26 protein-coding genes are annotated in these 26,345 nt (G+C 70.7%); 12 read left to right on the forward strand and 14 right to left on the reverse strand.

Annotated elements, in window-relative coordinates:
• Nucleotides 1-128 precede the first annotated feature (128 nt).
• The 5 genes from AB0959_RS12655 to AB0959_RS12675 all read left to right on the forward strand — a co-directional run bounded on the left by AB0959_RS12655 (nt 129) and on the right by AB0959_RS12675 (nt 5,376).
• Nucleotides 129-1,994: an ATP-binding protein gene (locus tag AB0959_RS12655; protein ID WP_366826364.1), complete on the forward strand. Its 1,866-nt coding sequence runs from the start codon at nt 129-131 to the stop codon at nt 1,992-1,994.
• Nucleotides 1,991-2,470: a roadblock/LC7 domain-containing protein gene (locus tag AB0959_RS12660; RefSeq protein ID WP_366826365.1), complete on the forward strand. Its 480-nt coding sequence runs from the start codon at nt 1,991-1,993 to the stop codon at nt 2,468-2,470. The genes AB0959_RS12655 and AB0959_RS12660 overlap by 4 nt, the downstream gene beginning before the upstream one ends.
• A complete protein-coding gene (locus AB0959_RS12665; protein WP_366826366.1) occupies nt 2,467-2,814 on the forward strand; it encodes a DUF742 domain-containing protein in 348 nt (115 codons plus the stop codon). Before AB0959_RS12660 ends, AB0959_RS12665 begins: the two co-directional genes overlap by 4 nt.
• A gap of 64 nt (nt 2,815-2,878) precedes the next feature.
• Entirely contained in the window at nt 2,879-4,123 is a 1,245-nt protein-coding gene (locus AB0959_RS12670; protein WP_366826447.1) for a cytochrome P450, read from the forward strand.
• Nucleotides 4,120-5,376, forward strand: coding sequence for a cytochrome P450 (locus AB0959_RS12675; RefSeq protein ID WP_366826367.1), 1,257 nt, complete (start codon nt 4,120-4,122; stop codon nt 5,374-5,376). The genes AB0959_RS12670 and AB0959_RS12675 overlap by 4 nt, the downstream gene beginning before the upstream one ends.
• Nucleotides 5,377-5,428: 52 nt before the next feature.
• On the opposite strand, the gene AB0959_RS12680 is transcribed toward AB0959_RS12675, so the two are convergent.
• Both AB0959_RS12680 and AB0959_RS12685 read right to left on the reverse strand, forming a co-directional pair.
• The gene (locus AB0959_RS12680; RefSeq protein ID WP_366826368.1) at nt 5,429-6,082 is read right to left on the reverse strand and encodes a hypothetical protein; all 654 of its coding nucleotides are present in this window, start codon (nt 6,080-6,082) and stop codon (nt 5,429-5,431) included.
• On the reverse strand, nt 6,079-6,741 hold the full coding sequence (locus tag AB0959_RS12685; protein WP_366826369.1) for an RNA polymerase sigma factor: 663 nt from the start codon (nt 6,739-6,741) through the stop codon (nt 6,079-6,081). The genes AB0959_RS12680 and AB0959_RS12685 overlap by 4 nt, the downstream gene beginning before the upstream one ends.
• Nucleotides 6,742-6,960: 219 nt before the next feature.
• Between AB0959_RS12685 and serC the strand changes: the two genes are divergently transcribed.
• Nucleotides 6,961-8,079 carry a phosphoserine transaminase gene (serC, locus tag AB0959_RS12690; RefSeq protein WP_366826370.1) on the forward strand — a complete coding sequence of 373 codons (1,119 nt, stop codon included), beginning with the start codon at nt 6,961-6,963 and terminating at the stop codon, nt 8,077-8,079.
• Nucleotides 8,080-8,179: 100 nt separating this feature from the next.
• Here the strand turns inward: serC and AB0959_RS12695 are convergent, their stop codons facing one another.
• Entirely contained in the window at nt 8,180-8,521 is a 342-nt protein-coding gene (locus AB0959_RS12695) for a hypothetical protein (RefSeq protein WP_366826371.1), read from the reverse strand.
• Nucleotides 8,521-8,874: a hypothetical protein gene (locus tag AB0959_RS12700; protein ID WP_366826372.1), complete on the reverse strand. Its 354-nt coding sequence runs from the start codon at nt 8,872-8,874 to the stop codon at nt 8,521-8,523. The genes AB0959_RS12695 and AB0959_RS12700 overlap by 1 nt, the downstream gene beginning before the upstream one ends.
• Before the next feature lie 170 nt (nt 8,875-9,044).
• On the opposite strand from AB0959_RS12700, the gene AB0959_RS12705 reads away from it, so the two are divergent.
• Entirely contained in the window at nt 9,045-9,338 is a 294-nt protein-coding gene (locus AB0959_RS12705; RefSeq protein WP_366826373.1) for a winged helix-turn-helix domain-containing protein, read from the forward strand.
• 70 nt (nt 9,339-9,408) lie between these two features.
• Here the strand turns inward: AB0959_RS12705 and AB0959_RS12710 are convergent, their stop codons facing one another.
• The 3 genes from AB0959_RS12710 to AB0959_RS12720 all read right to left on the reverse strand — a co-directional run bounded on the left by AB0959_RS12710 (nt 9,409) and on the right by AB0959_RS12720 (nt 12,950).
• Nucleotides 9,409-10,962 carry a cellulase family glycosylhydrolase gene (locus AB0959_RS12710; protein WP_366826374.1) on the reverse strand — a complete coding sequence of 518 codons (1,554 nt, stop codon included), beginning with the start codon at nt 10,960-10,962 and terminating at the stop codon, nt 9,409-9,411.
• Nucleotides 10,963-11,151: 189 nt separating this feature from the next.
• Nucleotides 11,152-11,973, reverse strand: coding sequence for an ABC transporter permease (locus AB0959_RS12715; protein WP_366826375.1), 822 nt, complete (start codon nt 11,971-11,973; stop codon nt 11,152-11,154).
• Nucleotides 11,970-12,950 carry an ATP-binding cassette domain-containing protein gene (locus tag AB0959_RS12720; RefSeq protein WP_366826448.1) on the reverse strand — a complete coding sequence of 327 codons (981 nt, stop codon included), beginning with the start codon at nt 12,948-12,950 and terminating at the stop codon, nt 11,970-11,972. The genes AB0959_RS12715 and AB0959_RS12720 overlap by 4 nt, the downstream gene beginning before the upstream one ends.
• Nucleotides 12,951-13,111: 161 nt before the next feature.
• Between AB0959_RS12720 and AB0959_RS12725 the strand changes: the two genes are divergently transcribed.
• Nucleotides 13,112-13,888: a TetR/AcrR family transcriptional regulator gene (locus AB0959_RS12725; RefSeq protein ID WP_366826376.1), complete on the forward strand. Its 777-nt coding sequence runs from the start codon at nt 13,112-13,114 to the stop codon at nt 13,886-13,888.
• Nucleotides 13,889-13,926: 38 nt separating this feature from the next.
• Here AB0959_RS12725 and AB0959_RS12730 read toward each other — a convergent pair whose 3' ends face one another.
• Nucleotides 13,927-14,916: a WD40 repeat domain-containing protein gene (locus AB0959_RS12730; RefSeq protein ID WP_366826377.1), complete on the reverse strand. Its 990-nt coding sequence runs from the start codon at nt 14,914-14,916 to the stop codon at nt 13,927-13,929.
• 199 nt (nt 14,917-15,115) lie between these two features.
• Here AB0959_RS12730 and AB0959_RS12735 point away from each other — a divergent pair, with 199 nt between their 5' ends.
• Complete coding sequence (locus AB0959_RS12735) at nt 15,116-15,790, forward strand: GDSL-type esterase/lipase family protein (RefSeq protein WP_366826378.1); 675 nt, start codon at nt 15,116-15,118, stop codon at nt 15,788-15,790.
• Nucleotide 15,791: 1 nt separating this feature from the next.
• Here AB0959_RS12735 and AB0959_RS12740 read toward each other — a convergent pair whose 3' ends face one another.
• Nucleotides 15,792-16,565 (reverse strand): methyltransferase domain-containing protein, encoded by a 774-nt coding sequence (locus AB0959_RS12740; protein ID WP_366826379.1) that lies wholly within the window; start codon nt 16,563-16,565, stop codon nt 15,792-15,794.
• A gap of 231 nt (nt 16,566-16,796) precedes the next feature.
• Between AB0959_RS12740 and AB0959_RS12745 the strand changes: the two genes are divergently transcribed.
• Nucleotides 16,797-17,324 (forward strand): Uma2 family endonuclease, encoded by a 528-nt coding sequence (locus AB0959_RS12745; RefSeq protein ID WP_366826380.1) that lies wholly within the window; start codon nt 16,797-16,799, stop codon nt 17,322-17,324.
• An 18-nt stretch (nt 17,325-17,342) separates the two neighbouring features.
• Here AB0959_RS12745 and AB0959_RS12750 read toward each other — a convergent pair whose 3' ends face one another.
• Nucleotides 17,343-20,123, reverse strand: a complete 2,781-nt coding sequence (locus tag AB0959_RS12750; protein WP_366826381.1) for a DUF6185 family protein — start codon at nt 20,121-20,123, stop codon at nt 17,343-17,345.
• 208 nt (nt 20,124-20,331) lie between these two features.
• On the opposite strand from AB0959_RS12750, the gene AB0959_RS12755 reads away from it, so the two are divergent.
• A complete protein-coding gene (locus AB0959_RS12755) occupies nt 20,332-21,333 on the forward strand; it encodes an aldo/keto reductase (protein ID WP_366826449.1) in 1,002 nt (333 codons plus the stop codon).
• Between the two features lie 205 nt (nt 21,334-21,538).
• Here AB0959_RS12755 and thpR read toward each other — a convergent pair whose 3' ends face one another.
• The 3 genes from thpR to AB0959_RS12770 form a co-directional block, all read right to left on the reverse strand.
• Nucleotides 21,539-22,111 (reverse strand): RNA 2',3'-cyclic phosphodiesterase, encoded by a 573-nt coding sequence (gene thpR / locus AB0959_RS12760; protein WP_366826450.1) that lies wholly within the window; start codon nt 22,109-22,111, stop codon nt 21,539-21,541.
• 46 nt (nt 22,112-22,157) lie between these two features.
• Nucleotides 22,158-23,549 carry an MFS transporter gene (locus AB0959_RS12765; protein ID WP_366826451.1) on the reverse strand — a complete coding sequence of 464 codons (1,392 nt, stop codon included), beginning with the start codon at nt 23,547-23,549 and terminating at the stop codon, nt 22,158-22,160.
• A gap of 455 nt (nt 23,550-24,004) precedes the next feature.
• Nucleotides 24,005-24,442, reverse strand: a complete 438-nt coding sequence (locus tag AB0959_RS12770; protein WP_366826382.1) for a MarR family transcriptional regulator — start codon at nt 24,440-24,442, stop codon at nt 24,005-24,007.
• 165 nt (nt 24,443-24,607) lie between these two features.
• On the opposite strand from AB0959_RS12770, the gene AB0959_RS12775 reads away from it, so the two are divergent.
• A complete protein-coding gene (locus tag AB0959_RS12775) occupies nt 24,608-24,790 on the forward strand; it encodes a ribbon-helix-helix protein, CopG family (protein ID WP_366826383.1) in 183 nt (60 codons plus the stop codon).
• A gap of 93 nt (nt 24,791-24,883) precedes the next feature.
• On the opposite strand, the gene AB0959_RS12780 is transcribed toward AB0959_RS12775, so the two are convergent.
• On the reverse strand, nt 24,884-26,341 hold the full coding sequence (locus tag AB0959_RS12780; protein ID WP_366826384.1) for an NCS2 family permease: 1,458 nt from the start codon (nt 26,339-26,341) through the stop codon (nt 24,884-24,886).
• Nucleotides 26,342-26,345: the final 4 nt, after the last annotated feature.

Raw genomic sequence — 26,345 nt, forward strand, 5'->3', positions numbered from 1 at the left:
CCCGATCACGAACTCCCATATAGTGACCGCCAGTTGAGCACCAGGTGTCACTCCTCTGGCGGGACGTGATCGACAAGAAGAGACAGGCAGAGGACAGGCACTCCCGAGGCCACGACCGAGGACAACTCATGACGCCGCCCCACCCCCCAGGCGACCGGCCCGCGCTCCGCACCCTGGTGCCCGCGACCCTGCTCACCGCCGTGCTGGCCGCGCTCGCCGTCGGCGGATCGGTCGCGACGGCGCCCGAGTCGGTGCGCCCGGCGCTCGCCTGGGGCGCGGGCGCCGCCGCCCTCCTGCTCACCGCGGCCGTCGCGACGGCCGCGCACGCCACGCAGACCGCCAAGCTTCTCCGCCGCCGCCTCGACGCCGTCTCCCAGGACGCGGGCCGGCTGCTGCAGGACCGGGCCCGGCTGGCCGAGGAGTTACGCCAGGAGCGGGCGCGGCTCACCGATGACTTCGTCCGCGAACGGGCCCGTCTCTCCGAGGACTTCGAGCGCGAGAGAACCCGGCTCGCCGAGGAGTCCGAGAAGGAACGGCGCCGGCTCACCTCCGACCGCGCCCGCCTCGCCGAGGAGAAGTCCGAACTCGCCGAACAGGCCCGCAAGGCCGAGCGCGAACGCGCCGCCGCCGTCGCCGCCACCGCCAACGCGGCCGGCCGTATGCAGGCGCTCGCCACCGGCACCCTCGCCGACCTGCGCGAGATGGAGGAGCGCCACACCGACGAGGACGTCCTCACCGACCTCCTCCACCTCGACCACCGCACCGCCCAGGCGAACCGTCTCGCCGACTCCGTCGCGGTGCTCGCGGGCGCGCGGTCCGGCCGCCGCTGGGCGCGGCCGATCCCCATGGAGTCCATCCTGCGCGGCGCGATGGGCCGCATCGGCGGCTACCAGCGCGTGCGCCTGCACTCCTCCAGCGAGACCGCCGTCGCCGGGCACGCCGCCGAGGCCGTCATGCACGCGCTCGCCGAACTCCTCGACAACGCCGCGAACTTCTCCCCTCCCACGGCCGAAGTGCACGTGTACGTCGAGGAAGTGCCCTCCGGCGTCATCGTCTCCGTCGAGGACGCGGGCCTCGTCATGAGCGACGTCCAGCTGCGCCGCGCCGAACGCGCCGTCTCCGGCGAGGGCGCGGGCCTCGGCGGGTTCTCCGGCACCCGGCTCGGCCTCGCCGTCGTCGGCCGTCTCTCCGTCAAGCACGGTCTGAGGGTGTCCTTCCGCCCGTCCGCGCGCGGCGGCACCGGAGTGCTGATGCTCATCCCGCAGGACCTGCTGGCCGGCGCCTCCGTCCCGGCGCCGGACCCTCAGCCGGAGCCCGCGCCACCGTCCCTCGCCCCACCGTCCCTCGCCCCGCCGTCCATCACCCCACCGACCCTCGCGGCGCCGTCCCTCGCGGCGTCGTCCCCCGCGGCGTCGTCGTACGCCACCGCCCGCGCGCCCCAGGACGTGGACCCCGAGCCCGTACCCACGCACGAGTCCGCTGCGATGCCGGACGGCCCGACTCCCGAGGACCTGGCACCCAGCGGCTCCCCGTCGCTCCCTCCACCCCCGGCCGATCTGCCCGGCGATCTGTCCAGCGGCCTGCCCAACGGGTTGCCCAGGCGCCGCCGCGGGCAGAGCCTCGCCGCCGCCCAGGCCCGTACCCGCGGCCGCACCCCGGCCCGGCCCGAGCCGGAGGCCCGCCCCGCCGCCGATCCCAGGGCCAGGGCCGCCCGGTTCAGCAGCTTCCGCAGCGCCGTACGCGGCACGGCGCCGGACCAGGCGCTGGTCCAGGGCACGACGACAGAGGTACCGGCCGTACGCGAGCTCTCTGAGGACGCCGTACGGGAGCCCGTACGTGCCCCGAAAGCCGCCCCACGGGACGACGCGCCAGACACACCCGTCACCCCAGACGCCCCCGCCCTCACCCCCACCCCCTCCCAACCGCAATCGCAGTCGCAGTCGCAGTCGCAGTCGCAGTCGCACTCGTACCCGGAAGGTGACCCCACCTCATGACCGGCCCCATCGGCACCACTGGCTCCCCTGGCTCCACCGGCACCAGCACCGCCGACGAGAAGCTCGCCTGGCTCATCGAGGGCCTGCTGGAACGCACGGCGGGCGCACGGCACGCGCTCGTGCTCTCCCGGGACGGCCTGAAGCTCTGCCGCACGCCCGAGCTCTCCCTCGACCAGGCGGACCAGCTCGCCGCGATCGCCGCCGGGATCCAGTCGCTGTCCCACGGAGCGTCGGTGGAGTTCGGCGACGGCACCGGGGGCGTACGGTCGGCGATGGCCGAGTTCTACGGCGGGGTCCTGTTCATCGTGGAGGCCGGCCGGGGCGCGCATCTGGCCGTCGTCACCGACGAGGACGCGGACGCGGGCCTCGTCGGGCACAACATGAGCGAGCTGGTGGAACAGCTCGGCGAGCACCTCAGCGCACAGCCGCGCACGGTCAGCGGCCCGGCACCCGGTACGGCCTCACGCACCGCATGAGCCGGCCCGGCAGGGACGACGCGCCCGACCGGCTCTACACCCTCACGGGCGGGCGCAGCCGGTCCGCGCCCGACACCCCGTTCGACCTCGTGACGCTCGTGGTCGCCGAGTGCGATCCGGCGCCCGGCATGCAGTCGGAGCACACGGCGATCCTGCGGCTGGCCGAGAAGCCCACGGCCGTCGTGGAGATCGCCGCCGAACTGCGGCTGCCGGTGAGCATCACCAAGGTCCTGCTCTCCGACCTCCTCGCCGCCGGCCGCGTCAGCGCCCGCCACCCGCACATGGCCGCGGTCATCGATCCCGACATCCTGGAGCAGGTGCTCGTTGGACTCCGCAACCTCTGAAGACGGCACGAGAACCTCCGACCTCGTGTCCCCCGGCGTCACGGACCCTCCGGCCCCCGCCCCCATCACCACTCCCGCCCCCGCCCCCGTTCCTCTCGGCAACCCCCGCTTCCAGAGCGAACCGGATGCCCTGTACCGGGAGTTGCGGCGCGAGTACGGTGCCGTGGCGCCCGTCGTGCTCGACGGCGGTGTGCCGGCGTGGCTGGTGCTCGGCTACCGCGAGCTGCACCAGGTGACCGGCGATCCGGTGCTGTTCAGCCGCGACTCCGGCCTGTGGAACCAGTGGCCGGACATCCCCGACGACTGGCCGCTGCTGCCGATGATCGGTCGCGGGCAGCCCTCGATCCTCTACACGGTCGGCCAGCGCCACCGCGAGCGCGCCGCGGTGATCAGCGACGCCGTCGAAGCCGCCGACCCCTTCCAACTGCGCGCTCTCGCCGAGCGGTTGGCCGACGAGCTGATCGACGCCGTGTGCCACAAGGGCCGGGCGGACCTCGTCGCCGACTACGCGATGCTGCTGCCGGTACGGGTGCTGGCGGCGCTGTTCGGCTTCGCCGAGGAACAGGGCCCCGGGCTGGTCGCCGCCCTGAACGACATGATCGACGGCAGGGAGCGCGCCCTCGCGGGCCAGGCCCACCTGGCCTCGTCCATGGCCCGGCTGGTGGCCGACCGGAGAGCAGCTCCGGCGGACGACGTGGTGTCGCGGATGCTCGTGAACTCCTCGTCCCTCGCAGAGGAGTTCACGGACGAGGAGATCGTCCAGGACCTCATGGTCATGACGGCGGCCGGGCACCAGCCGACCGCCGACTGGATCGGCAACTCGCTGCGGCTGGTGCTGACCGACGACCGTTTCGCGGCCTCCCTCTTCGGTGGCCGCAACAGCGTGGCCGAGGCCATGAACGAGGTCCTGTGGGAGGACACCCCCACCCAGAACGTGGCCGGCCGCTGGGCGTCCCGCGACACCCGGCTCGGCGACCGCCGCATCCGCGCCGGCGACCTGCTGCTGCTCGGCCTGCAGGGCGCCAACTCCGACCCACGGGTCCGTACCCACGGCTCCGCCCTGACCGGCGGCAACAACGCCCACTTCTCGTTCGGGCACGGGGAGCACCGGTGCCCGTTCCCGGCGCAGGAGGTGGCGGAGGTCATCGCGCGGACGGGCATCGAGGTCGTACTGGACCGGCTGCCGGACATCGATCTCGCGGTACCGGCCGGGTCCCTGGCCCGCCGCCCGTCACCGTGGCTGCGCGGACTGACGGAGCTGCCGGTGACGTTCACGCCCACTCCCGCCGTTGGAGGCACGCGCGCATGACGACCGACACAGGCACTGGCACCGGCACCGGCACCGGCACCGAACAGACCCGTATCGTGCTCGACCCCTTCGTCTCCGATCTGGACGGGGAGAGCGACGCACTGCGTGCGGCCGGACCGCTGGCAGCCGTGGAACTCCCGGGCGGTGTCCCCGTGTGGGCGGTCACCCACCACGCGGAGGCCCGCCAACTGCTCACCGACCCGCGGCTGGTGAAGGACATCAACGTCTGGGGTGCCTGGCAGCGCGGCGAGATCCCGCCGGACTGGCCGCTGATCGGGCTCGCCAACCCGGGCCGTTCCATGCTGACGGTCGACGGAGTGGATCACCGTCGTCTCCGCACCCTGGTCGCGCAGGCGCTGACGCCGCGGCGGGTGGAGGGGATGCGCGAGAACATCTCGAAGCTGACGGAAGACCTGCTCGACCGGCTGCCGACGGACGGGTCGGTGGTCGACCTCAAGGCGGAGTTCGCGTACCCGCTGCCGATGTACGTCGTCGCGGACCTCATGGGCCTCGACCGGTCCCGGCTTCCCCGGATCAAGGTGCTGTTCGAGAAGTTCTTCTCGACGCAGACACCTCCGGAGGAGGTCGTCGCGACGCTCACCGAGCTGGCGCGGATCATGGCGGAGACGGTGCCGGTGAAACGGGCGCGGCCGGGTGACGACCTGACCTCCGCGCTGATCCAGGCCTCCGAGGACGGCGACCACCTCACCGACGAGGAGATCGTCTCCACGCTGCAGCTGATGGTGGCGGCGGGCCACGAGACGACGATCTCGCTCATCGTCAACGCGGTGGTGAACCTGTCCACGCATCCGGAGCAGCGCGCGATGGTCCTCTCGGGTGAGGCCGACTGGTCGGCGGTGATCGAGGAGACGCTGCGCTACTCGACGCCGACGTCGCACGTGCTGATCCGGTTCGCGACGGAGGACGTGCCCGTCGGGGACACGGTGCTTCCGGCGGGGGACGCGTTGATCGTGTCGTACGCGGCGATCGGGCGGGACGAGGCGGCGCACGGGGGGTCGGCCGGGGCCTTCGACATCACGCGTCCGACGGCCGGGCGGCACATCTCGTTCGGGTACGGACCGCACGTGTGCCCGGGGGCCGCCCTGTCCCGCCTGGAGGCGGGGGTGGCCCTTCCCGCCCTGTACGCCCGGTTCCCGGCCCTGGAGCTGGCGGTCCCGGCGGAGGCGCTCCGCAACAAGCCGGTGGTGACGCAGAACGACCTGTACGAGCTGCCGGTCCGTCTGGGCCGGTGAGGCGGAGCCGCGCGGTACGGCCAGGGCCGTACCGCGCGGACGCGTCACCACGTCACCGTGACGGCTTCGGCAGCTTCATGCTCACGGGGTCGCACGGCTTGACCGGGCCCTTGATGAACGTGTTCCTGAAGCTGTGGGCCCACTCCCACCCCTTCGTCGCGCGGCCGGGCAGGTTCTCCTCGACCAGATACGCGTCCGCATGCGTCATGACGTACCTGTAGTCCCACTTGCCGTCACCGGACTTCTCCTGCTTCAGGTGTTCTCCCCGGTCGAACCGGCACCTCTTTCCCGGGGGAACCTTGTCGACGATCGCGGTGAAGCCGGCTGCCCGGATCCTGGCCGCGAGCTGGTCGAAATGCTGTGGGTCCCCCGACCAGTCGAGATCGCGGAGGTAGACGCTCAGGGTGCCGTCCGAATTCTTCTCGACCGCGTAGGCCTCGGACTCCGTCCCGCCCGGCACCGCCCCGCCCGGCACCGCCACTATCGCGCCTGCCGCGATCGCCGCCGCCGCCAGTCCCAGGGCGAACCGCTTCTGTACCCAGCCCCCGCGCCAGCCGGTGCGTTCCTCTGTCATCGTCCGCAAACTGCGCATCAGGTGTTCCTCACGCTGGATCCGTCGGCCGGCGGGAAGGTCCCGCTCGGCCGGCACGGCCAGCAACCGGCGCAGTGCTCGTACATCTCCGTCCTGCTCCCGATCCCGGCTCACCGCGGTCCCCTTCCGTTCCCTCTGCTCGGCCGGACCGCCTCGTGGCGGTCACCTGTTTGCTGCCGTCTCGCAGCCGCCGGTTCCGGGTCCTGCTCAAGGTTCTTCAGATTCTTCTGCGCCAGCTTCTCCAGCCTCCGGCGCGCGCGGGACAGCCGGGAACGGACGGTGCCCACCGGCACCCCCAGCGCCTCGGCGGTCGCGGCGTAGTCCAGCCCGGCCCACACGCACAGCGCCAGGACCTCGCGGTCCGGCCTCGACAGTTGGTCCAGCGCCTTGCGCACCGCGGCTATCCGCTCCTGGTCCTCCAGTCGGCCGACCACCTCGTCGGCGAAGTCCGGCAACAGGTCGGGCGGGGGCACGCGCTCCATCAGGGCCCGATGCCGCCAGGCCGTGCGTCTTCGGTGGTGCACCACGTTCGTGGCGATCCCCAGCAGCCACGGCAGCAGGCTGCCGCCGTGCGGCTCGACCTTCCCTCGTATCCGCCAGGCTTCGAGGAACACCAGCGAGACGCAGTCCTCGGCGACCGACCAGTCCCCGGTCAGGCGGAAGCAGTGGTTGTACACGGCCCGCCCGTGCTCCTGGAAAAGCACTCTGAAGGAGTTCTCGTCGCCCGCTCGGACGCGGGCCCGGAATGGTGGCTCCATACCTGGCTCTGCCATGCGGCCACCCGGGGGTTCCATGTGACGTGCATCATATATCCGGCTCTTCGAGGCCCATCTCGGCTACCTCGTAGGCGAGTTGCACGATCACCCGTAAGGGCCGACCGCACGCGGCTTTGCCGGCCGGACCGTCCGCCCCTCAACGGCGGACCCCACACCCCGTCTCACCCGACGGACGACGTTTCGCCCAGGTTTCCAGAACCGGATACCCTCCCACCCGTGGCTGATATCCAGATTCCCGCTGACATCAAGCCCGCCGACGGACGATTCGGCGCCGGCCCCTCCAAGGTGCGTACCGAGGCGCTGGACGCCCTCGCCGCCACCGGTACCTCCCTGATGGGCACCTCCCACCGCCAGGCCCCGGTGAAGAACCTGGTCGGCAAGGTGCGCGAGGGCATCAGCGAGCTGTTCCAGATCCCCGACGGCTACGAGGTCGTCCTCGGCAACGGCGGCTCCACCGCGTTCTGGGACATCGCGACCCACGGACTCATCGAGAACAAGTCGCAGCACCTCACGTTCGGCGAGTTCTCCTCCAAGTTCGCCAAGGCCTCGAAGCTCGCCCCCTGGCTGGCCGAGCCGACCGTCATCTCGAGTGACCCCGGCACGCACCCGGAGCCCACCGCCGAGGCCGGCGTGGACGTGTACGCGTTCACCCACAACGAGACCTCCACCGGCGTGGCCATGCCCCTCAAGCGGGTCGAGGGTGCCGATGAGGGCTCGCTCGTGCTCGTCGACGCCACCTCCGGCGCCGGCGGCCTCCCCGTCGACATCAGCGAGACCGACGTCTACTACTTCGCCCCGCAGAAGTCCTTCGCCTCCGACGGCGGCCTCTGGATCGGTGTCTTCTCCCCGGCCGCCATCGAGCGCGCCGAGCGCGTCCACGCGAGCGGCCGCCACATCCCCGAGTTCTTCTCGCTGCCCACGGCGATCGACAACTCGCGCAAGAACCAGACGTACAACACCCCGGCCCTCGCCACCCTCTTCCTGCTCAACCAGCAGCTGGAGTGGCTCAACGGACAGGGCGGCCTGTCCTGGTCCACGGCCCGTACCAAGGACTCGTCCACCCGCCTGTACTCGTGGGCCGAGGACAGCAAGTACGCGACTCCCTTCGTCACCGACCCCGCCAAGCGCTCCCAGGTCATCGGCACCATCGACTTCACCGACGAGATCGACGCCGCCGCCGTCGCCAAGGTGCTGCGCGCCAACGGTGTCGTCGACACGGAGCCCTACCGCAAGCTCGGCCGCAACCAGCTGCGCGTCGCCATGTTCCCGGCGGTCGACCCGGCGGACGTCGAGGCGCTGACGAAGTGCGTCGACTACGTGATCGAGAAGCTGTAACGGTCGCCCGTACACGTTCAGCCAGGCGCTCGGCCGGGGTCTCCCGGCCGAGCGTCTTGCGTTCGGCGCCCGCCTCCGCGCGGCTTGCGCCTCAGGGTGGTCAGGGCCGAGGTCGGTTCGCGTCCGGTACGGGCAGACGTATGCCCCGGGACTCGGCGACGCGCAGGGCGTCGGTCAGGCACTCGGCGAGGCGGAGCCCGGCGTAGCGGACCTCGGTGTACGGCGAGGCGGGGTCGTCCAGCACCTTGCGGGCGAGACCGAGCACGTCGGTGCCGATGGCGAGTTGGACGGCCTCCAGGTCGTCGGCGAGGCGGGACAGACGGCTGCCGCCGTTGTCGGTCACCAGGTACGAGGGTTTGCCGTCGGGGGACGGCCAGGGGAGGAGCCGGGGCGGGGGCGTGCCGTGGGTGTGGCCGTCTGCGTGTTCCTTTGCGTGTCCCATCAGGCGGCCACCTTCAGCGCGCCGACCAGGTGCCGGTCGAGGTCGATCCCGTAGTCGGCGGCGAGTACGAGGGCGAGGCGACGGTGCTGCTGGAGGGCGGCTTCGTGTCCGTGGGCGGCGAGGTAGGGGCGTACGAGGGCGGAGTCGGTGCCGTCCAGAGGGGTCGGGAGGCCGTACGGGGAACGGTGGCGGGGCACGTGCGAGGGCTGGGACTGGGACGCGGAGGGGCAGCGTACGAGGGTGAGGTGGAGATGAGGGAAGGAGTGACGGTGGGGTCGGCGGCGCCGTTTGCCGGTGCCGGGGGCGAAGAGGAGGCGCAGCCATGTGAGGGCGCGGGGGATAAAGTCGTGCATGTCGACGCTCCTAGTTCAGCGTTGGCCGTGCCCCGGGAGGTTGCAGCCTCGCCGGGGTCTTCAACGGCTACGTTGCCTTAGGACGCGGTAGGTAGCAACTGGAAGCATCAGGTTGCATGGGGACGTTCCCGCATGTGGTGCGCTGCTACAAGCCGCCTTAGCGTGCAGCCATGGCTGACGATCGCGAGTGGAGTCCCGACCCAACGAGCCACATCTACGTGTATCTCCAGGTCGTGCACCACATTGCCGAGCAGATCCGCATGGGACGCCTGCCTGTCGGTGCCCGGCTTCCCGCAGAGCGTGATCTCGCCGAGCAATACGGCGTAGCCGTCAACACGGTCCGCCGTGCTGTCCGTGAACTCCGCGACCAGGGCCTCGTCATCACGGTCCCTATCAAGGGCACGTTCGTTCAGGCCGAGCAGCCGTCCAGCGACGCGCCCGAAGGGAGCGAACCGAACTCCTGAACGGGTCGCGCGTTGTGGGCGATGAGGACGCTCGGCGAGCACGCACCGGGCGCCCCGTCTCACCCCACAGTCACGTAGCCGTACAGCTCACGCTCGGCGCACCTCCGCCCCCGGGCGCACCGCCGAAGCCGAAGCTCGCCGAACCACCCGCCGGCACGCTCCCGTTGTGGGCCGCGTTCGCGGCGGTGACGCTCGCCCCGCTCTGCGTGTACGTCGCGTTCCACATGCTGGTGACCTGCTGCGCCCCGCTCCAGGTCCACGTGACCTTCCAGGACTTGAGCGCCGTCGTGCCCGTGTTGGTCACCTTCACCTCGGCGTTGAAGCCACCGCCCCAGTCGCTGCTGACGGTGTACGCGGCGCTGCACGTGGCCGTGCCCCCGCCGGGGTCACCGGGGTCACCGGGGTCGCCCCCGCCCGGACCGCCCGTGCCGGGGAACCCGGGCGCCTTGACGCTCGCCAGATACCCGTCCTTCACGGTGTCCACGGTCGACCAGTCGTCCTTCAGGATGCCGCCGGTGTCACCGGAGTTGGGGTTCCACGACCAGAACGTCCAGTGGAAGCTGTCGGCGCCGTACGACGACGTCGACCGCAGGTACGTCACCAGCGCGGCCAGCCACCTCTGGTCCACCGTCGACTGCAGGGTCGTACCGAACTCGCCGACCCACACGGGCGCGATGTTCTGCTTGAAGATGTAGCCCCAGTACTTGTCCCAGATCCCGGGCATGTTGGCAGGGAACGACGGGTCGCTGAACCAGGGCTGCTGGGCCACGCTGGTCGCGTAGTCGTGGGCGGAGTACACCACCCGGTTCGGCACGTCGAGCTGCACCGGGTACTGGGCGACGCCCATCAGGTTGCCGCCCCACCAGCCGGAGACGCCGTTGTGCGTCTGCACGCCCTCGACCATGATCAGCAGCTCGGGGTTGACGGACAGGACCGCGTTGCCGGCCCGCTGCGCGGCCAGTCGCCAGTCCCTCGTGGTGTCGCCGCAGCCCCAGCAGGCGGGATCGTGCGGTTCGTTGTGGAGGTCGATGCCGACGACGGTGGAGTTGCCCTTGTAGCGCGCCGCCAGGGACTTGAGGTTCGCGATCCACGTCGACTCCGGGACGGCCGAGGTGTACCAGAGCGCCGACTGTCCCCCCGAGTCCGGGCGGTGCCGGTCGAGGACGACCCTCAGTCCGCTCTGCCCGGCGTACGTCACGATCCTGTCCATGACCTGGAGCGAGGTCAGGCCCTGCAGGTCGGCGTTCTTGCCGTCGGAGAAGTTGATGCTGTCCGGTGTGGTGCCGCTCTTGAGGATGTCGTCGCTGTAGGGCAGCCGGAGGGTGTTGTAGCCCAGCGACTTCATCTGATTGATCATGCTCTTGTAGTCGCGTGACCAGAGGCCGTGCACCACGTGGTTGCCGGTCTCGAAGCCGAACCAGTTGATCCCGGCGATTCGGACCGGCTGCCCGGCCGCGTCCAGGATCTGGCGGCCGCTGGTGTGCCAGTAGCCCGCCCCGGCGTCCACCGCGTTCGCCCTGGCACCCACCCCGGCGTCGGCCGCGCCGGCCGTCTGCACGGCGGCCAGCGGCAACAGGAGCGCCGCGGCGGCTGCGCACAGCACTCTTCGCAAGCTGCGGAACATGTCGCTGCTTCCTCTCGGGAGGCGCGGGCCCGGAACGAGTGGGAGCGCTCCCACAAGCCCTCCCTCCCATGGAAGTAAAGCAACATGAACACGTCAAGACGCTGGGCATGACCGGACTCGGCGAATCAGCAACTCGGCAACTCAGCAACTCGGCAACTCAGCGGCTCAGCGGCTCAGCGGCTCAGCGGCTCAGCGGCTCAGCTTCTGGAACCTCCCGACCGCCAGCGGCAGGAAGATCGCCGTCAGGATCAGCGGCCACAGCCCCGCCATGAGCAGCGCGTGCCGCTCCACCCACGAGTCACCGCCGCCCACCGGCGTGCCGAACAGGTCGCGGGCGGCCGCGGCCGTGGAGGAGATCGGGTTCCACGCGGCCACGAAACCCAGCCAGTCGGGCATGAGCTGGGGCGCGACATAGATGCTGGAGATCATCGTCAGGGGAAAGGCGACCGCGAACAGGCCGCCCGCCGCCTCGGGGTTGGGCACCATGAGGCCGAGCCACACGCCGATCCAGATCAGCGCGAAGCGCAGCCACAGCAGCAGACCGAAGGCGGCCAGGAAACCCGCACCGCCCTCGGGGCGCCAGCCCATCGCGACGGCGGTGAGCATCATGATGGCCAACTCCGCGCAGGCGGTGATCAGATCGGTCACCCCGCGTCCCGCGACCACCGCCGACGACGCCATCGGCATGGAGCGGAAGCGGTCGATGACGCCCTTGGTGGAGTCGTACACCACGACCGTCGCCGTGTTGATGAAGCCGAAGGCCATCGTCATCACGAACATGCCCGGCATCAGGAAGTCCTGGTAGTCCCCGCCGCCGGGCACCTTCATGGCGCTGCCGAAGACATAGCCGTAGAGGAGGACCGAGAGGATCGGGAAGCCGAGCTGCCAGGCGATGTTGACCGGCTGGCGCTGGTAGTGGGTGAGGCCGCGGCGGACGATGTTCCAGCAGTCGGCCAGGGCCCAGTACGCCCGTCCGCGGACGGGCCGTTCGGTCAGGTCCAGGGCGCTCATGCCGCCACCTCCTCGTCGGTGCCGGACGTCTCCGTGCGGTGTCCGGTCAGGCGCAGGAACACGTCGTCGAGGCTCGGCCTGCGCAGTCCGATGTCCTCGACCGCCACTCCCTTGTCCTGCAGCGTCCGCGCCACCTCCGTCAGGGCGGCGACGCGGTCGGTCACCGGGGCGTGGACGCGTGACTCCGTCTCCTCCGCCTCCGGTTCGCCGTCCGCGACGCGCGCGACCACCTTCGCCACCCGGGCGATGTCGGACCGTTCGGTCACGACGACCTCGATACGGTCACCGCCGACCCTCCCCTTCAGTCCGTCCGGAGTGTCGTCCGCGATGGCCCGTCCCTGGTCGATGACGGTGATGCGGGAGGCCAGCCGGTCGGCCTCCTCCAGGTACTGCGTGGTGAGCAGGACGGTCGTGCCGTCGGCGACCAACGCCCGTACGGACTCCCAGACTTCACCCCGACTGCGCGGATCGAGCCCCGTCGTCGGCTCGTCGAGGAACAGCACCGCCGGGGCGAGGATCATCGAGGCGGCGAGGTCGAGCCGGCGCCGCATACCGCCGCTGTAGCCGCCGACCCCCTTGTCGGCGGCGTCCACGAGGTCGAACCGCTCCAGCAGCTCGCCCGCCCGGCGCCCGGCCCGCTTCCCGCCCAGGTGGAACAACCGGCCGAACATCTCCAGGTTCTGACGTCCCGTCAACACCTCGTCCACCGCCGCGTACTGGCCGGTGAGCCCGATCCGCGCCCGGACGTCACGCGGGCGGCGCGCCACGTCGAGTCCGGCCACCGTGACGTGACCCTCGTCGAGTCGTACGAGCGTGGACAGGATGCGTACCGCGGTGGTCTTGCCCGCTCCGTTCGGCCCCAGCAGACCGTGCACGGTGCCCTCGCGCACCGCGAGGTCGAAGCCGTCGAGCGCGCGCTTCGGGCCGTACCGCTTCACGAGCCCTTCGGCCCGTACGGCGTATCCGTCGCCTTCCACCGCCACCTCCCCCTTCACGTTCACCTGTTCCTCCCCTATAACTGAGCAACCGAGTAACTGAGTACGGCGTACCCGATAGAGAGTACGCCGTACTCAGTTTCTGTCCAGTTCTTTTCAAAGGCTCGGCAAAGAGCCATGTCAGGAGGGCTACGCTGGTCTCCATGGCAAGGACCGAGACCGGCGGCAGCGGCAACATCAAGCTCAGTCTGAAGCTGCTGTGGGGCGGCGGCGAGCGCCCCAGCCGAGGGCCCAAACCGGGGCTGACGCTCGACCGGATCGTCGCCGCGGCCGTCGGGATCGCCGACGCCGAAGGGCTGGAGGCGGTCTCGATGCGCCGACTGTCCACCGCGCTGGACGTCGGCACGATGTCGCTGTACCGGTACGTGCCGGGCAAGGCCGAGCTGCTCGACCTGATGCTCGAACGGGTGCAGCGCGAGGCGCTGGAGGACGAGCAGGAGGACCTGACGGCGGAGCCGGGCTGGCGTGGAGCCGTCGCGTCACTGGCCCGCGGCTACCTCGACCACTACCGGCGCCACCCTTGGCTGCTCCGGGTCAACCAGGCCCGCACGGTCATGGGCCCGAGCTCCCTGCGTTCCCTGGAGGCCGCCCTGATCCGCCTTCAGGGCATGGGGCTCAGCGACCCCGAGCTGATCTCACTGATCATCTCGGTGCAGTCCTTCGCCGGTGGCATCGCCCGCACGGAGATCGACGCCGACGAGGCCGCGAAGGAAACGGGCCTGAGCCACGAGGAGTTCTGGGAGGAGCAGCGGCCGTACCTCGAACGGGCCATGGAGAGCGGACAGTTCCCGATGATGGCCGCGCTGGCCGAGGACACCTTCTCGGAGGACTTCGACCACTTCGCCTTCGGCCTGCGGCGGTTCCTGGACGGCCTGGAGGTCCTGGTCGCCGAGCGGACGCCGCAGCGCGGCGAAGGGTGACGCCGGCGCCCGCACCCCCACCGGGCGGGTTTCCCGACCTACGACGGGCGCCGCCGCAACAGCCTCTTCAGCCCCCACAGCACGACGAGACCGGCACCCACGGCGATCGCGCCGGTCTTGAACCCGGAGCTCGTGCCGTCCCCGCCGCTCCCCTGGGCGTTCTCCGAACCCCCGCTCCCGGACGACGAGTCGGACCCGCCCCCGCCGGGCGCGTCCCGCGCCACGACCGTGCTGCCCTCGCCCTCAGTGCCGTACAGGATCTTGGCCCCGTCGGTCGTGTACGTCACCGACTCGCCCTGTCTCTGCAGGGGGACGCTCAGCTGCTGGACCCGCTTGATCTTTCCGTCGTTCCAGTCGTAGAGGATCCCGCCGAAGTACCCGCGTACGGCGAGCCGTTTGCCGTCGGGCGAGAAGGCCGCGTCGGTGGCCCACAGGTCGACGGGGGCGACGGGCTTGAAGACGTTCGTCCCCGACGGGGAGAGCTTCGCGGGCCCCTCGTACAGATGCCCGCCGTCCTCCTGCTTGTCGATGATGTAGACGCGCCCGGTCCTGGGGTGGACGACCAGGGACTCGGCGTCACGGGAGCCGTCGGTGTACTTCACGACGTACTGGGTGGCCCGGACGGTCTGGTCCTTGAGCTCCTTGGGTTCGGGCAGCTGGTAGACCCACACGAACGGCCAGGTGACGCCGTCGTTGTCGCCGATGTCGCCGACCCAGATCTGGTTGTCGGGCCCGATGGAGATGGCCTCGACGTCACGCGGCGTGCCGACGCCGGTCATGGTGATGGTGGCGACGGTCTTGCCGGTGCGGCTGTCGACCGCGTAGAGGTAGGCGCCCTTGTCCTGGTCGTTGTGGGTCCAGTAGATGCCCGGGTGCTGCCGTGAGGCGGCGAGGCCGCTGGACTCGGTGATCCTCGGGTCCTTGATGGTGAACCCGCCGTCGTCGTCGGCGACGACCGGCGCGGCCGACACGGCGGCGAGGAGGACCCCGGCGAGGCCGGCGAGGAGGGGAAGCGATCGACGACGCATACCCCCCAGCCTGCCATGGCGCTCCGCTGGTTTTACGGTGACCACTGTGCGGGGGTGCGTGTGCCGTCTTGTGGGTGCGGGTTGGGGATGGCTGGTCGCGCGGTTCCCCGCGCGGGGCGCGACCCTCCGTGGCGAGGTTCACAGCACGGAATCGCCTCCGAGCCGCTACCACCCAGTACGGATCAATCATGATGAGCCCATGCTCAGGTTCATGCCCGTCGGCGACTCCATGACCATCGGCAGCGCGGGCGAACACACGTGGCGTTACCGGCTGTGGCAGCACCTGTGCGCGACGTACGGCGGCCCCTTCAGGATCGTCGGCCCCCGGGAGACGCTGTACGACAAGGTGACGGACACGCCCACGTCGTACGCCTACGCGGACCCCGAGTTCCCCCGTGCTCACCTGGCCGGGTGGGGCGAGGGCTGGCTGCACATGGCCCCGCTGATCACGGAGGCGGTACGGACCCACCGCGCGGACGTACTGCTGGTCTCCCTCGGCCTGATCGACCTGGGCTTCTACACGGACGCGGACCAGACGGCGCAGAACGTACGCGGCTTCGTGGCCGCGGCCCGGCTCGGCAACCCGCGCGTCCGCATGGCCGTGCTGCCGGTGATCCCCAATATCCGGGCCGAGTCGGACGCCCCCTTCGCCGCCGAGGTCACGCGCTTCAACGAACTCCTCGGCAAGGCGACGGCCGACCTGGACGAACCCCGCTCCCCCCTCCTCCTCGCCTCACCCCCGTCGTACGACATCCACCGCGACACCTACGACGGCACGCATCCGAACGCGAGCGGCGAGCACCGGATCGCGGCGGCCTTCGCGGACGCCATGTACCAGGGATGGGACCTGGCCGAGCCGTACTCGTGGTCGTGACTCAGCCCTGACGCCGCCGCGCGGTCAGCAGGGCGAAGGACAGGAACTCGCCGCGATCGGCCTCCAGCATCTCGACGACGGCCTGGTTGCTCCCTCCCGGCTCCCGCTCGGCGCACGCGCGGGCCCACAGCAGCCAGTCCCGCCAGCCGTCCTCCTGGAGCCGCGCCGAGGTGACGTCGACGAGTTCCGTGATCGCCCACTGGAACCGCCACCACTCGGCGGTGTGCCAGGCGAGGGCCTCCCACCCGACGACGTCCTTGATGTGCCCCGGTATGGACCCGAGGTCGCGCACCTCCCGGGTCATCCCGGGCGTGGCGACACCGATCTGCCCACCGGGCCGCAGGAACCGTACGAGATACGGCAGATAGCCGTCCGCCGTACCGAAGTACTCGAAGGCGTCGATGCTGACGACCGCGTCGAAGCTCTCCTCGTCGAACGGCAGGGCGTGCGCCTCGGCGCGCACGGCCTCGACACGGTCGGCCACCCCCGCCTCGCGGAAGACGGCCGCCGCCTCCTCCGGGGCGATCCACAGGTCGGCCGCGACGACGTCGACCCCGTACTCCCGGGCGAGGAAGACGGAGGTGGCGCCCTTCCCCGATCCCAGGTCCAACACCCGCATCCCCGGCGTGAGTTCGAGGTCCCGCGCGAGGTCCTCCAGCAGCCACAGCGGGTTCGGGCCCATGTCGAGCCCCAGCAGCCAGGCGGGATCGTAGGCGGATGAGCGCGGGTAGCGGCCGGGGCGCACGAGGGCCTCAAGGGCGGTGGTCGTCGTCACAGGGGCCGACCCAAGCGGATGGGCCGAGGTCCGCGCAAGGGAGTTTCGCCGTGCGGGCCGTGCGGGCCGTGCGGGCGGTGTGGGCCGAGCGGGCGGTGTGGGCGGTGTGGGCGGTGTGGGCCGAGCGGGCCCTTTGGGCCGTGTAGGCCGTCCGTGCCCTGGTCACCGTGCGTATCGTTGTACTGCGCGGCTGCGCTCGTCCGTTGGGGCAGCCGGGGAGGAGCGCCAACGATGACCGTCCTTGAAGAGAGGATCGAGATGGCCCAGGAAAACGACGAGCTGACTCTGGACGGGCTGTTCGAGTCGCTTGAGCGGATCACCCCCGAGGGATACAAGGTCGAGATCGTCGAGGGGGCCATCTTCGTGTCGCCGCAGCGGGACACGCACTGGGAGACCATCCTGGACATCATCGAGCAACTGCGCACCAAGTACCCGCGCAAGCGCCTGAAGTCGGACGTCCGGGTCGACTACCCGGGCCACCTCAACGGGTTCGCCTCCGACGTGACGCTCATCGCCGAAGGTGCCGAGAAGACCCCTGGCGAGCTCTGGCACCACCAGGACGTCGCGTTCGTCGCCGAGGTCATCTCGAAGAGCACAGCCCAGAACGACTACGGCCCCAAAAAAACCGCGTACGCGCTCGCCGAAGTCCCCGTCTACCTCATCGCCGACCCCATCTCCGTCGCGTTCGGTGCGGACGTCGACATGACCACGACCCACCTCGGCCTCACCCTCAGGACCGACGAGTTCCCCCGCGACTGACCACCGCGGCCTCCCCCCTCACCCCTGCGAACCCGACTGGCTCGGTGGGTCGGACGGCCCCGGTGCCGCCGAGGGCTCCGCGAAGAACTCCCAGATCGCGATCATGGCCAGGACCTGGGCGATCAGATAGGCGACCTGCAGGGAGTAGTAGCGCATCTGGTAGACGGACAGGAGCAGTCCGAGGCGGCTCTGCCAGTAGCGACGCTCTCCCTGGAACGTCTCGAGGTCGAGCGCGATGCCGGTGACGGTGAGGACGAAGAGCATCACGGACACGTGGAGCGCCATATTGGCCGCCCCCTCGTCGGTGAGCCAGCCCGCCAGCGCGTCGAATGCCACGGGTAACGCGAACGCCAGGGCGACCGGGACCGCCTTGGCGGGTCCGCGGCGCCCCGGAAGTTCCCGCCACAGAGCGCCCAGTACGAAACCGGCCCCGACGCACGTGGTCAGCCAGAAGACGAAGGTGAGCACCATGTCGGGAAGGCCCAGCTGGTCCCAGAGGGTGTCCTGCCACGCCTCCCCGCGGACGGTCCAGGCCCAGGTGCCGAGCACGGCGGCCGGCACGCCGGGTATCAACGCGAGGCGGGCGCCCCTGCTGCCGTTGCCCCACCAGTCGTCGCGCGGGCCGAGCGCCAGCGCCATGTCCACCACCGATGCCCCGGCGGGCAGCCGGTCAGGGGCGGCGGATCCGCTCGCGGGCCAGTCGTGCAGCTTGCTCAACCGGTCTTCCAGTTCCTCCCGTTCAGGTGGCTGATCGCCGGCGAAGAGTCCCTGGTCGAGACGGCGCAGCACGGCGTGGATCTCACGGTAGGAACGCGCCCTGTCCAGCAGGGTCTCCCGGGCGCCGGAGCCCGCGACCGTGGTGAAGGAACGCCCGGACGCCTCGAAGGGCCGGGCCAGGACGGACCTGCTCCTGAAGAGCATCACCACGCCGTACAGAGCCAGCATGTGGAGGGGGATCCAGAGAACTTGGGGAAGCGCGTCGGCGAGGTGGTACCCGCCGCCCAGGCCGACGGCGAGCGGGAAGAACACGAGCAGCAGCAGGCGGTCCGCCTCGTCGTCGAACGGCGACAGGGCGGACGGGGAGCGCCAGGTACGCAGGACGGCGAGGGCTGCCACGCTGGTCAGCAACCAGGTGTAAGCGAGGATCCAGTCCTGTCCGCCTGTGACGGACCACATCCCTTCCCACAGGAAGTCGAGACGGTGCTGCCACCCGTACTCGGCGGCCAGGGGGTCACTCAGCCAGTTCGCCCGCTGCCAGTTGCGTTCCTCCGCGAGCGCATAGCACACGGCGATCACCAAGGCCGCCACGACGACCGCCGGTCCGGCCATGCGCAGCCGCAGGACCCGGTCGTGCCCCGGGTGACTGCGGCTCTCCGGGAACAGACCTCCGTCGGCGGCGAGCCGCCAGGCGACGGCGGCGAACCCGAGCAGGGTCAGGGCCATGACGCAACAGGCGGCGGAGGTCTGTGCGACGAGCGCCGGGTCCGAGGCGTAGTACCGCCAGGCGCTGCGCTCGGGCCGCAGACCGAACGTCTCCGGCCACGCCATCGTCACGAGCGGTGGGACGGCCAGCACGGCGGCCCCCGCCCAGATACGCCGCGTCGGTCTCGCGAAGGCGAACAACAGGGCGGCGGTCGTCAGGGCGAAGGCATGGTTCTGGACGACCAACTCGTCGAACCACTGACCGTCTCCCCTGCGCGCCTCGTATCGGGTGAACAGGTCGTTCGCGGCGGTCAGCACGGGGAGAGCGGCGGCGAGCCCGGCCCACAGGACCAGATTGCGCAGCGTGCCGCGCTGCCGCCCGGTGGTCAGTCTCGGGCGCCGGTGGTGGCGCAGGGCCGCGACCATCAGCAACGCGGACATCGTCGCGTCCCAGAGCAGCGCACCGACGTGGTTCAGCCCGACAGCGATCAGCCGGTCGCTCTGCGCGGCCCAGGACCGCTGCCAGGACGGCCGGAGTTCGACGGCCACCACGGGTGCGGACGGCGTCTTCACCGCCTTTCGGACCATGCCGGACCGCGCGCTCCCGCTCAGCGCCTCGGCCAGGGGAGCCGGGATCGCCGCCGAGGCCGCGGCGGCGAGGGCCGCTGCGCGCAGCGCGGCCAGGGAGCCCGTCCTCGCCCTCTCCACGTCCCGGCCCACGCCCGCCGTCGCCGCCTCCCAGGGGTGCCAGACGAGCGCCGTGGTGCCCTTCCCCTGGCGGTGGCCCGGAGTAGCCGACTCGGATCCCGGATCTCCGGGATCCACGGTGACCTCGTCCCAGCGGGCGCCCGCCAGCGCGGGTGGCACGCGCAGCCGTACGGACCACCGCTCCGCACCGGCCCGTACGCGCCAGAGACCCACCTCCATGAACGACCGGTACTCGTTGACCCAGGAGTGCGCGCGGTAGACGACCTTGAGGCGATCACCCTTCGACGTCACGACAGGACGCCCGGTCGGCCACTCCGACCAACGGCCCTGCAACCGGTCGTCCCTGTGGTCCTGCGGCTCGCTCGGGACGAGACAGGACAGCGCCCGGATGTACCTCGGACTGTCCTCGCTGAGCAACAGGTCGTCCGCCAACGGCCAGTGGCGGGGGACCCGGACGGTCAGTTCGGTCACGATCCTGCTGTACGTGCGCTCGTCGTGCTGCAACACGATCGACGTGCTGACCCGCGTCCCGGCGAGCCGGGCACTCGCACACGCTCCGTCCGACGGCGCCTCCGCCGCCTCCGCCGCCCGCGCGGGACCCGAGGCGGCCAGAACGCTCAACGCGGCCAGGACACATAACACGGCCGACAGAGCCGCCAGAACCGACACCGACGCACGACTTCTGCACACAATCCGCCCCCCGACTGGAATCCGCGGCCCACATCATGACCGACGCCACGGACACCTGCCGAGTGCACGGACGACCACTGGGAAGCCGTACGCTCCAATACGCCCCTTGCCTTTGCACCCCTCGCCTTCTTGGTCAGCTTCGGGATCGCTTGCCTTGAGCGGACTCGAAGGCGTTGGCTGGGACCTCATGAAGTACACGCAGCTCGGACGCACGGGTCTCAAGGTCAGCCGACTGGTCCTCGGCACGATGAACTTCGGTCCGCAGACGGACGAAGCGGACAGCCACGCGATCATGGACGCGGCGCTGGACGCCGGGATCAACTTCTTCGACACCGCGAACGTGTACGGCTGGGGCGAGAACAAGGGCCGTACGGAATCCATCATCGGCAACTGGTTCGCCAAGGGCGGAGAGCGGCGCGACAAGGTCGTGCTCGCCACCAAGGTCTACGGGAACATGGACCTGGACCCCGACGCCTCCTCCGTCTGGCCCAACCACGACAAGCTCTCCGCGCTCAACATCCGGCGCGCGGTGGAGGCCAGCCTGAAGCGCCTCCAGACCGACTACATCGATCTGTACCAGTTCCACCACATCGACCGGAGCACCCCGTTCGAGGAGATCTGGCAGGCCATCGACGTCCTCGTCCAGCAGGGCAAGATCCTCTACGCGGGCTCCAGCAACTTCCCCGGGTACAAGATCGCCCAGGCCAACGAGATCGCCGCCCGGCGCGGCGGGACCATCGGCCTCGTCAGCGAGCAGTGCCTCTACAACCTCGCCGAGCGCCGTGCCGAGATGGAGGTCGTCCCGGCCGCGCAGGAGTACGGCCTAGGGGTCATCCCGTGGTCGCCGCTGCACGGCGGGCTGCTGGGCGGTGTGATCAAGAAGGAGGCGCAGGGCGGGCGCAGGGCCTCCGGCCGGGCCGCCGACACGCTGGCCGACCCCGCGTCCCGCAAGCAGATCCAGGCGTACGAGGACCTGCTGGAGAAGCACGGCATCGAGCCCGGCGAGGCGGCCCTCGCCTGGCTGCTGACCCGTCCCGGCGTCACGGGCCCGATCGTGGGCCCGCGCACCGCCGAGCAGCTGGAGTCGGCGATCCGGGCATCCGAGTTGGAGCTGAGCGAGGAGCTGCTGACCTCCCTGGACGAGATCTTCCCGGGCCCGGGGCCGTCGCCGGAGGCGTTCGCCTGGTAGAGCCCCGTCAGGGGCCCCCACAGGGGGCGCGGGGAACTGCGCGACCAGCCACACACGACCGGCAGCCGACGAACAACGCGCAGTTCCCCGTCGCCCCCTGAGCCTCTACCTGCCGAGGGCGGCCGCCAGCGCGACGACGACGAACATCAGCACAAGAACACTGGCCATGATCCGGTTACGGGTCTTCGGGTCCACGTGGTCGAGGTTAACCGGCCGCCCCGAGCGCCCAGCGGGCGGCCGTCTCGTACCGCGGCTGCTCCCCCGCCGCCCCCGACCTCGGCAGGTTGCTGCGCACCAGGGCCAGCTCGGACACCGTCCACGTTCGGCTGGTGAAGTCGGCGAGACACTCGACGTACGACCGGACGTCGGCCGTCCGCCAGCTGCGGGCCACCGTCAGGTGGGGCTTGTAGCGGCGGTGCTCCCCCATCGGCACCCCCGCCTTCCGCGCCGCCGCCTCCGCGCGGCCGGCCAGCAGCCGCAGGGCGTCCAGGTCGCCCTCCGCCCCCGCCCACAGCGCCCGCCCGCGCCCGAACTGTCCGCCGCCCCGCACCGCGAGCGGGAACGGGTCGGTACGCCGCGCCGCGCGCTCCAGCCGCTCCGACAGCTCGGGGACGAGGTTCTCGTCGACCTCGCCGTAGAAGGCGAGCGTGAAGTGCCACCCCGGCCGCCCGGTCCAGCGCAGCCGGTCCGCCCCCGGCAGCTCCTTCAACGCTCCGACGGCGTGACCCAGTTCGTCGACCACGTCGGAGGGTGGCAGCACCGCCGCGAACAGTCTCATGGTGACCATGATGACCATGGTGCGGCGAGCACGCCCCGGCGGAGCCTCATGCCGCGCTGCTCACCGTCGCCGGCGTCTCCCGCTCCTCTCGCTCCTCCTGCTCCTTCCGCTCGTTCCGCGCCTTCCGCTCCTTCGGCTCCTTCGGCTCCTTCGGCTCCTTCGGTACGAACCGCACCCGCGGGTGCCCGTGGTTCCAGCCGGCCGTCAGGCGCAGGCCGCCCGCGCGGGCCAGGATCAGACCGATGGTGACGGCCGCCACGGCCGAGATGACGCCGCCGAGGGCGAAGCCGATGCGGGGGCCGTAGGTGTCGGTGATCCAGCCGACGACGGGCGCGCCCAGCGGCGTACCGCCCATGAAGACCATCATGAACAGGGACATGACCCGGCCGCGCATGGCGGGGTCGGTGGACATCTGGACCGTGGTGTTCGCCGTGACGTTGACCGTCAGACCGAAGATTCCGATCGGGGTGATGAGCAGCGCGAACAGCCAGTACGACGGGGCCAGCGCGGCCGCGATCTCCAGCGTGCCGAAGGCCACGGCACTCGCGATCAGCACGCGCTGCCGGGCCGTTCCGCGCCGGGCGGCGAGCAGGGCGCCGACGAGGGAGCCGACCGCCATGAGGGTGTTGAAGAGGCTGTAGCCGCCGGCGCCGACGTGGAAGACGTCGTCGGCGTAGGCCGAGAGCCAGACCGGGAAGTTGAAGCCGAAGGTGCCGATGAACCCGACCAGGACGATCGGCCAGAGCAGGTCCGGGCGGCCGGCGACGTACCGCAGGCCCTCGCGGAGCTGGCCCTTGCCGCGCGGGGCGCGCTCGACGACGTGCAGTTCGCGGGCGCGCATCAGCAGCAGGCCGGCGATGGGCGCGACGAAGGACAGGCCGTTGAAGAGGAACGCCCAGCCGGTGCCGACGCCGGTGATCAGGACGCCCGCGAGGGCCGGGCCGATCAGGCGGGCGGACTGGAAGTTCGCCGAGTTCAGGCTGACGGCGTTCTGCAGCTGGTCCTTGCCGACCATCTCGGAGACGAAGGACTGGCGGGCCGGGTTGTCGACGACCGTGGCGAGGCCGACGGCGAAGGCGGCGACGTACACGTGCCAGACCTGGACGTGACCGGAGAGGGTCAGGGCGGCCAGCGCGAGACCGGTGACGGCCATCGACGCCTGGGTGACCAGCAGCGTGGGCCGCTTGGGCAGACGGTCGACGAGGACGCCGCCGTACAGGCCGAAGAGCAGCATCGGCAGGAACTGCAGGGCCGTGGTGATACCGACGGCGGTGGACGACCCGGTGAGGCTCAGCACCAGCCAGTCCTGGGCGATGCGCTGCATCCAGGTGCCGGTGTTGGAGACGACCTGCCCGACGAAGAAGAGCCGGTAGTTCCGGACCCTCAGCGACCGGAACATCGAGGTCCGGGTGCTCTTGGGCTCGGCGGGCGCGGCCACGTCACCGCGTGTGGTGGTGCCGGGTTCGTGGGGTGAGGTGGTGCCGGGGGCTTCGGCGGTGCCGGGGGCTTCGGCGGTGCGGGGTGTGCCAGGGACGTCACCCTCGGGGCGGCGAGACGTGTCGCGCGTGGGCAGGGTGGCGTGCGTAGGCAGGGGCTCGTGCTTGGGCAGGGTGTTGCGGGTGGGCGGGGCGTTGCGGGTGGGCAAGGTGTTGTAGGTGATCGGCGCGGGGGCGGAATCTGCTCCGGGTCCCGAACTCAAAGGGGTTCGCCTCCTCGGCTGTCGCGGATGTGGTCGGCCGTTCCCAGGACTGCCCCAGGACTACGCCCGTCTTCGGCAGTCACGATCGTCATCGTCGTCCTCGGTGGGGTCCTGGGGAGGGCGCCCAGGGGGTCTCGCCGAAGCGCGCCCCATCAAGGTGGGGACACGCGCGCCGCGGGCGCCCCCGGGGCGGCTCACAGATGCGCCAGCTTCTCCAGGACGGGCGCGGCCTCGCGGAGCTTGGCCCACTCGTCCTCGTCGAGCCCCTGCACCAGGGAGGTCAGGAAGGCGTTGCGCTTGCGGCGGCTCTCCTCGAGCATCGCCTCGGCACGCTCGGTCTGCCTGACCACCTTCTGGCGCCGGTCCTCGGGATGCGGCTCCAGGCTGACCAGCCCCTTGCTCTCCAGCAACGCGACGATGCGCGTCATCGAGGGCGGCTGCACATGTTCCTTGCGGGCCAGTTCGCCCGGCGTGGCGGTACCGCAGCGGGCCAGGGTGCCGAGCACCGACATCTCCGTGGGGCTCAGCGACTCGTCGACCCTCTGGTGCTTGAGCCGGCGGGACAGACGCATCACGGCGGAGCGTAGGGCGTTCACGGCGGCGTCGTCGTCGCCATGGGTCAGATCGGACATGTTCTTTAGTTTAACTCATTACTCTCGCTAAAGACCACCGTGGCGCCACCCGAACACCCGTGACACCGACCACTCGCGCCCTACGTCAAGCGTTCATCACTCATATGGGTGAGTCGGACGCGGAACGTTACCCACCACCACCGAACCGGCCCGACCCTCGTGTTCATGGGGACCAGTGTGCTCAGCCTGCGAATAGACCGTGACCTGCTCGAACGCCTCCGACGGCACGCCGCCAAACGCGGAATGAGCGTCCAGGACTACGTGATCCAGACGCTCATTCGGGACGACTTCGACCAGCGGTTCCAGACCGCCGTCGAGGAGACGGAGAAGTTCTACGGAGTCGGCTGACCCGGGGCATCACCCAAGCCCCGGGTCACCGGCCGACGAGCCGGACGCGTTCCGGTCAGGTGAGCCCCAGCCGGTCAGGAGAGCCCCAGCCGGTCAGGTGAGCCCCAGCGCCGGCATCAGGTAGTAGAAGCCGAACACCGCCGCCACCACGTACATCGCGACCGGCACCTCCCGTCCCCGGCCGGCGGCGAGGCGCAGCACCACGAAGGTGATGAAGCCCATGCCGATGCCGTTGGTGATGGAGTACGTGAACGGCATCATCACCATGGTCACGAAGGCGGGGATCGCGATCGTGTGATCGGCCCAGTCGATCTCCCCGACCGAGCCGGCGAGGATCAGGAAGCCGACGGCGAGCAGCGCCGGAGTGGCCGCCTGCGAGGGAACCATCGTGGCGACGGGCGTGAGGAAGAGCGCCACGCCGAACAGCGCACCCGTGACGACGTTCGCGAACCCGGTCCGGGCCCCCTCACCCACACCGGCCGTGGACTCCACGAAACAGGTGGTGGCGGACGAGGAGCTCGCACCGCCCGCGGCGACGGCGATCCCATCCACGAAGAGAACCTTGTTGATACCGGGCATGTTGCCCCGCGCGTCGGTCAGCTTCGCTTCGTCCCCGACCCCCATGATCGTGCCCATCGCGTCGAAGAAGCACGACAGCAGCACGGTGAACACGAACAGCAGACCGGTCAGCAGGCCGACCTTGTCGAACCCGCCGAAGAGGCTGACCTGCCCGATGAGCCCGAAGTCGGGCGTCGCCACCGGGTTGCCGGGCCACTTCGGGGTGGTCAGCCCCCAGGACGGCACGTGCGCGACAGCGTTGATCACGACGGCGAGGACGGTCATCGCGACGATCGAGATCAGAATGGCCCCCGGCACCTTGCGCACGATCAGCGCGAGCGTGAGCAGCGCGCCGAGCACGAAGACGAGGACGGGCCAGCCGGTCAGATGCCCGGTACCGCCGAGCTGGAGCGGCACGGTGGTGTGCGCGACATCGGGGATCCGGGACACGAACCCGGCGTCCACGAGCCCGATGAGCATGATGAACAGACCGATGCCGATCGAGATGCCCTTGCGCAGCCCCAGCGGCACGGCACTCATGACCCGCTCCCGCAGGCCGGTCGCGACCAGCAGCATCACCACGAACCCGGCGAGCACCACCATGCCCATGGCGTCGGGCCACGACATGCGCGGGGCGAGCTGAAGCGCGACGACGGTGTTGACACCCAGCCCGGCCGCGAGGGCGATCGGCACATTGCCCACGACCCCCATGAGCAGCGTCGTGAACGCGGCGGTGACGGCGGTGGCGGTGACCAGCTGGCCGTTGTCCAGCTGATGCCCGTACATGTCCTTCGCGCTGCCGAGGATGATCGGGTTCAGCACGATGATGTAGGCCATCGCGAAGAAGGTGGCGAAACCGCCCCGGACCTCCCGCGAGAGCGTGCTGCCCCGCTCGGAGATCCTGAAGTAGCGGTCGAGTGCGCCGAACGCGGGCCGGGAACCCGGCTCCTGGGACTGGGACGCGGTGCCCTTGGCGGGGGCCGAGCTGGACATGCGA

The sequence above is a fragment of the Streptomyces sp. NPDC046862 genome (assembly GCF_040704615.1).
In the GTDB taxonomy this organism is placed as follows: Bacteria; Actinomycetota; Actinomycetes; order Streptomycetales; family Streptomycetaceae; genus Streptomyces.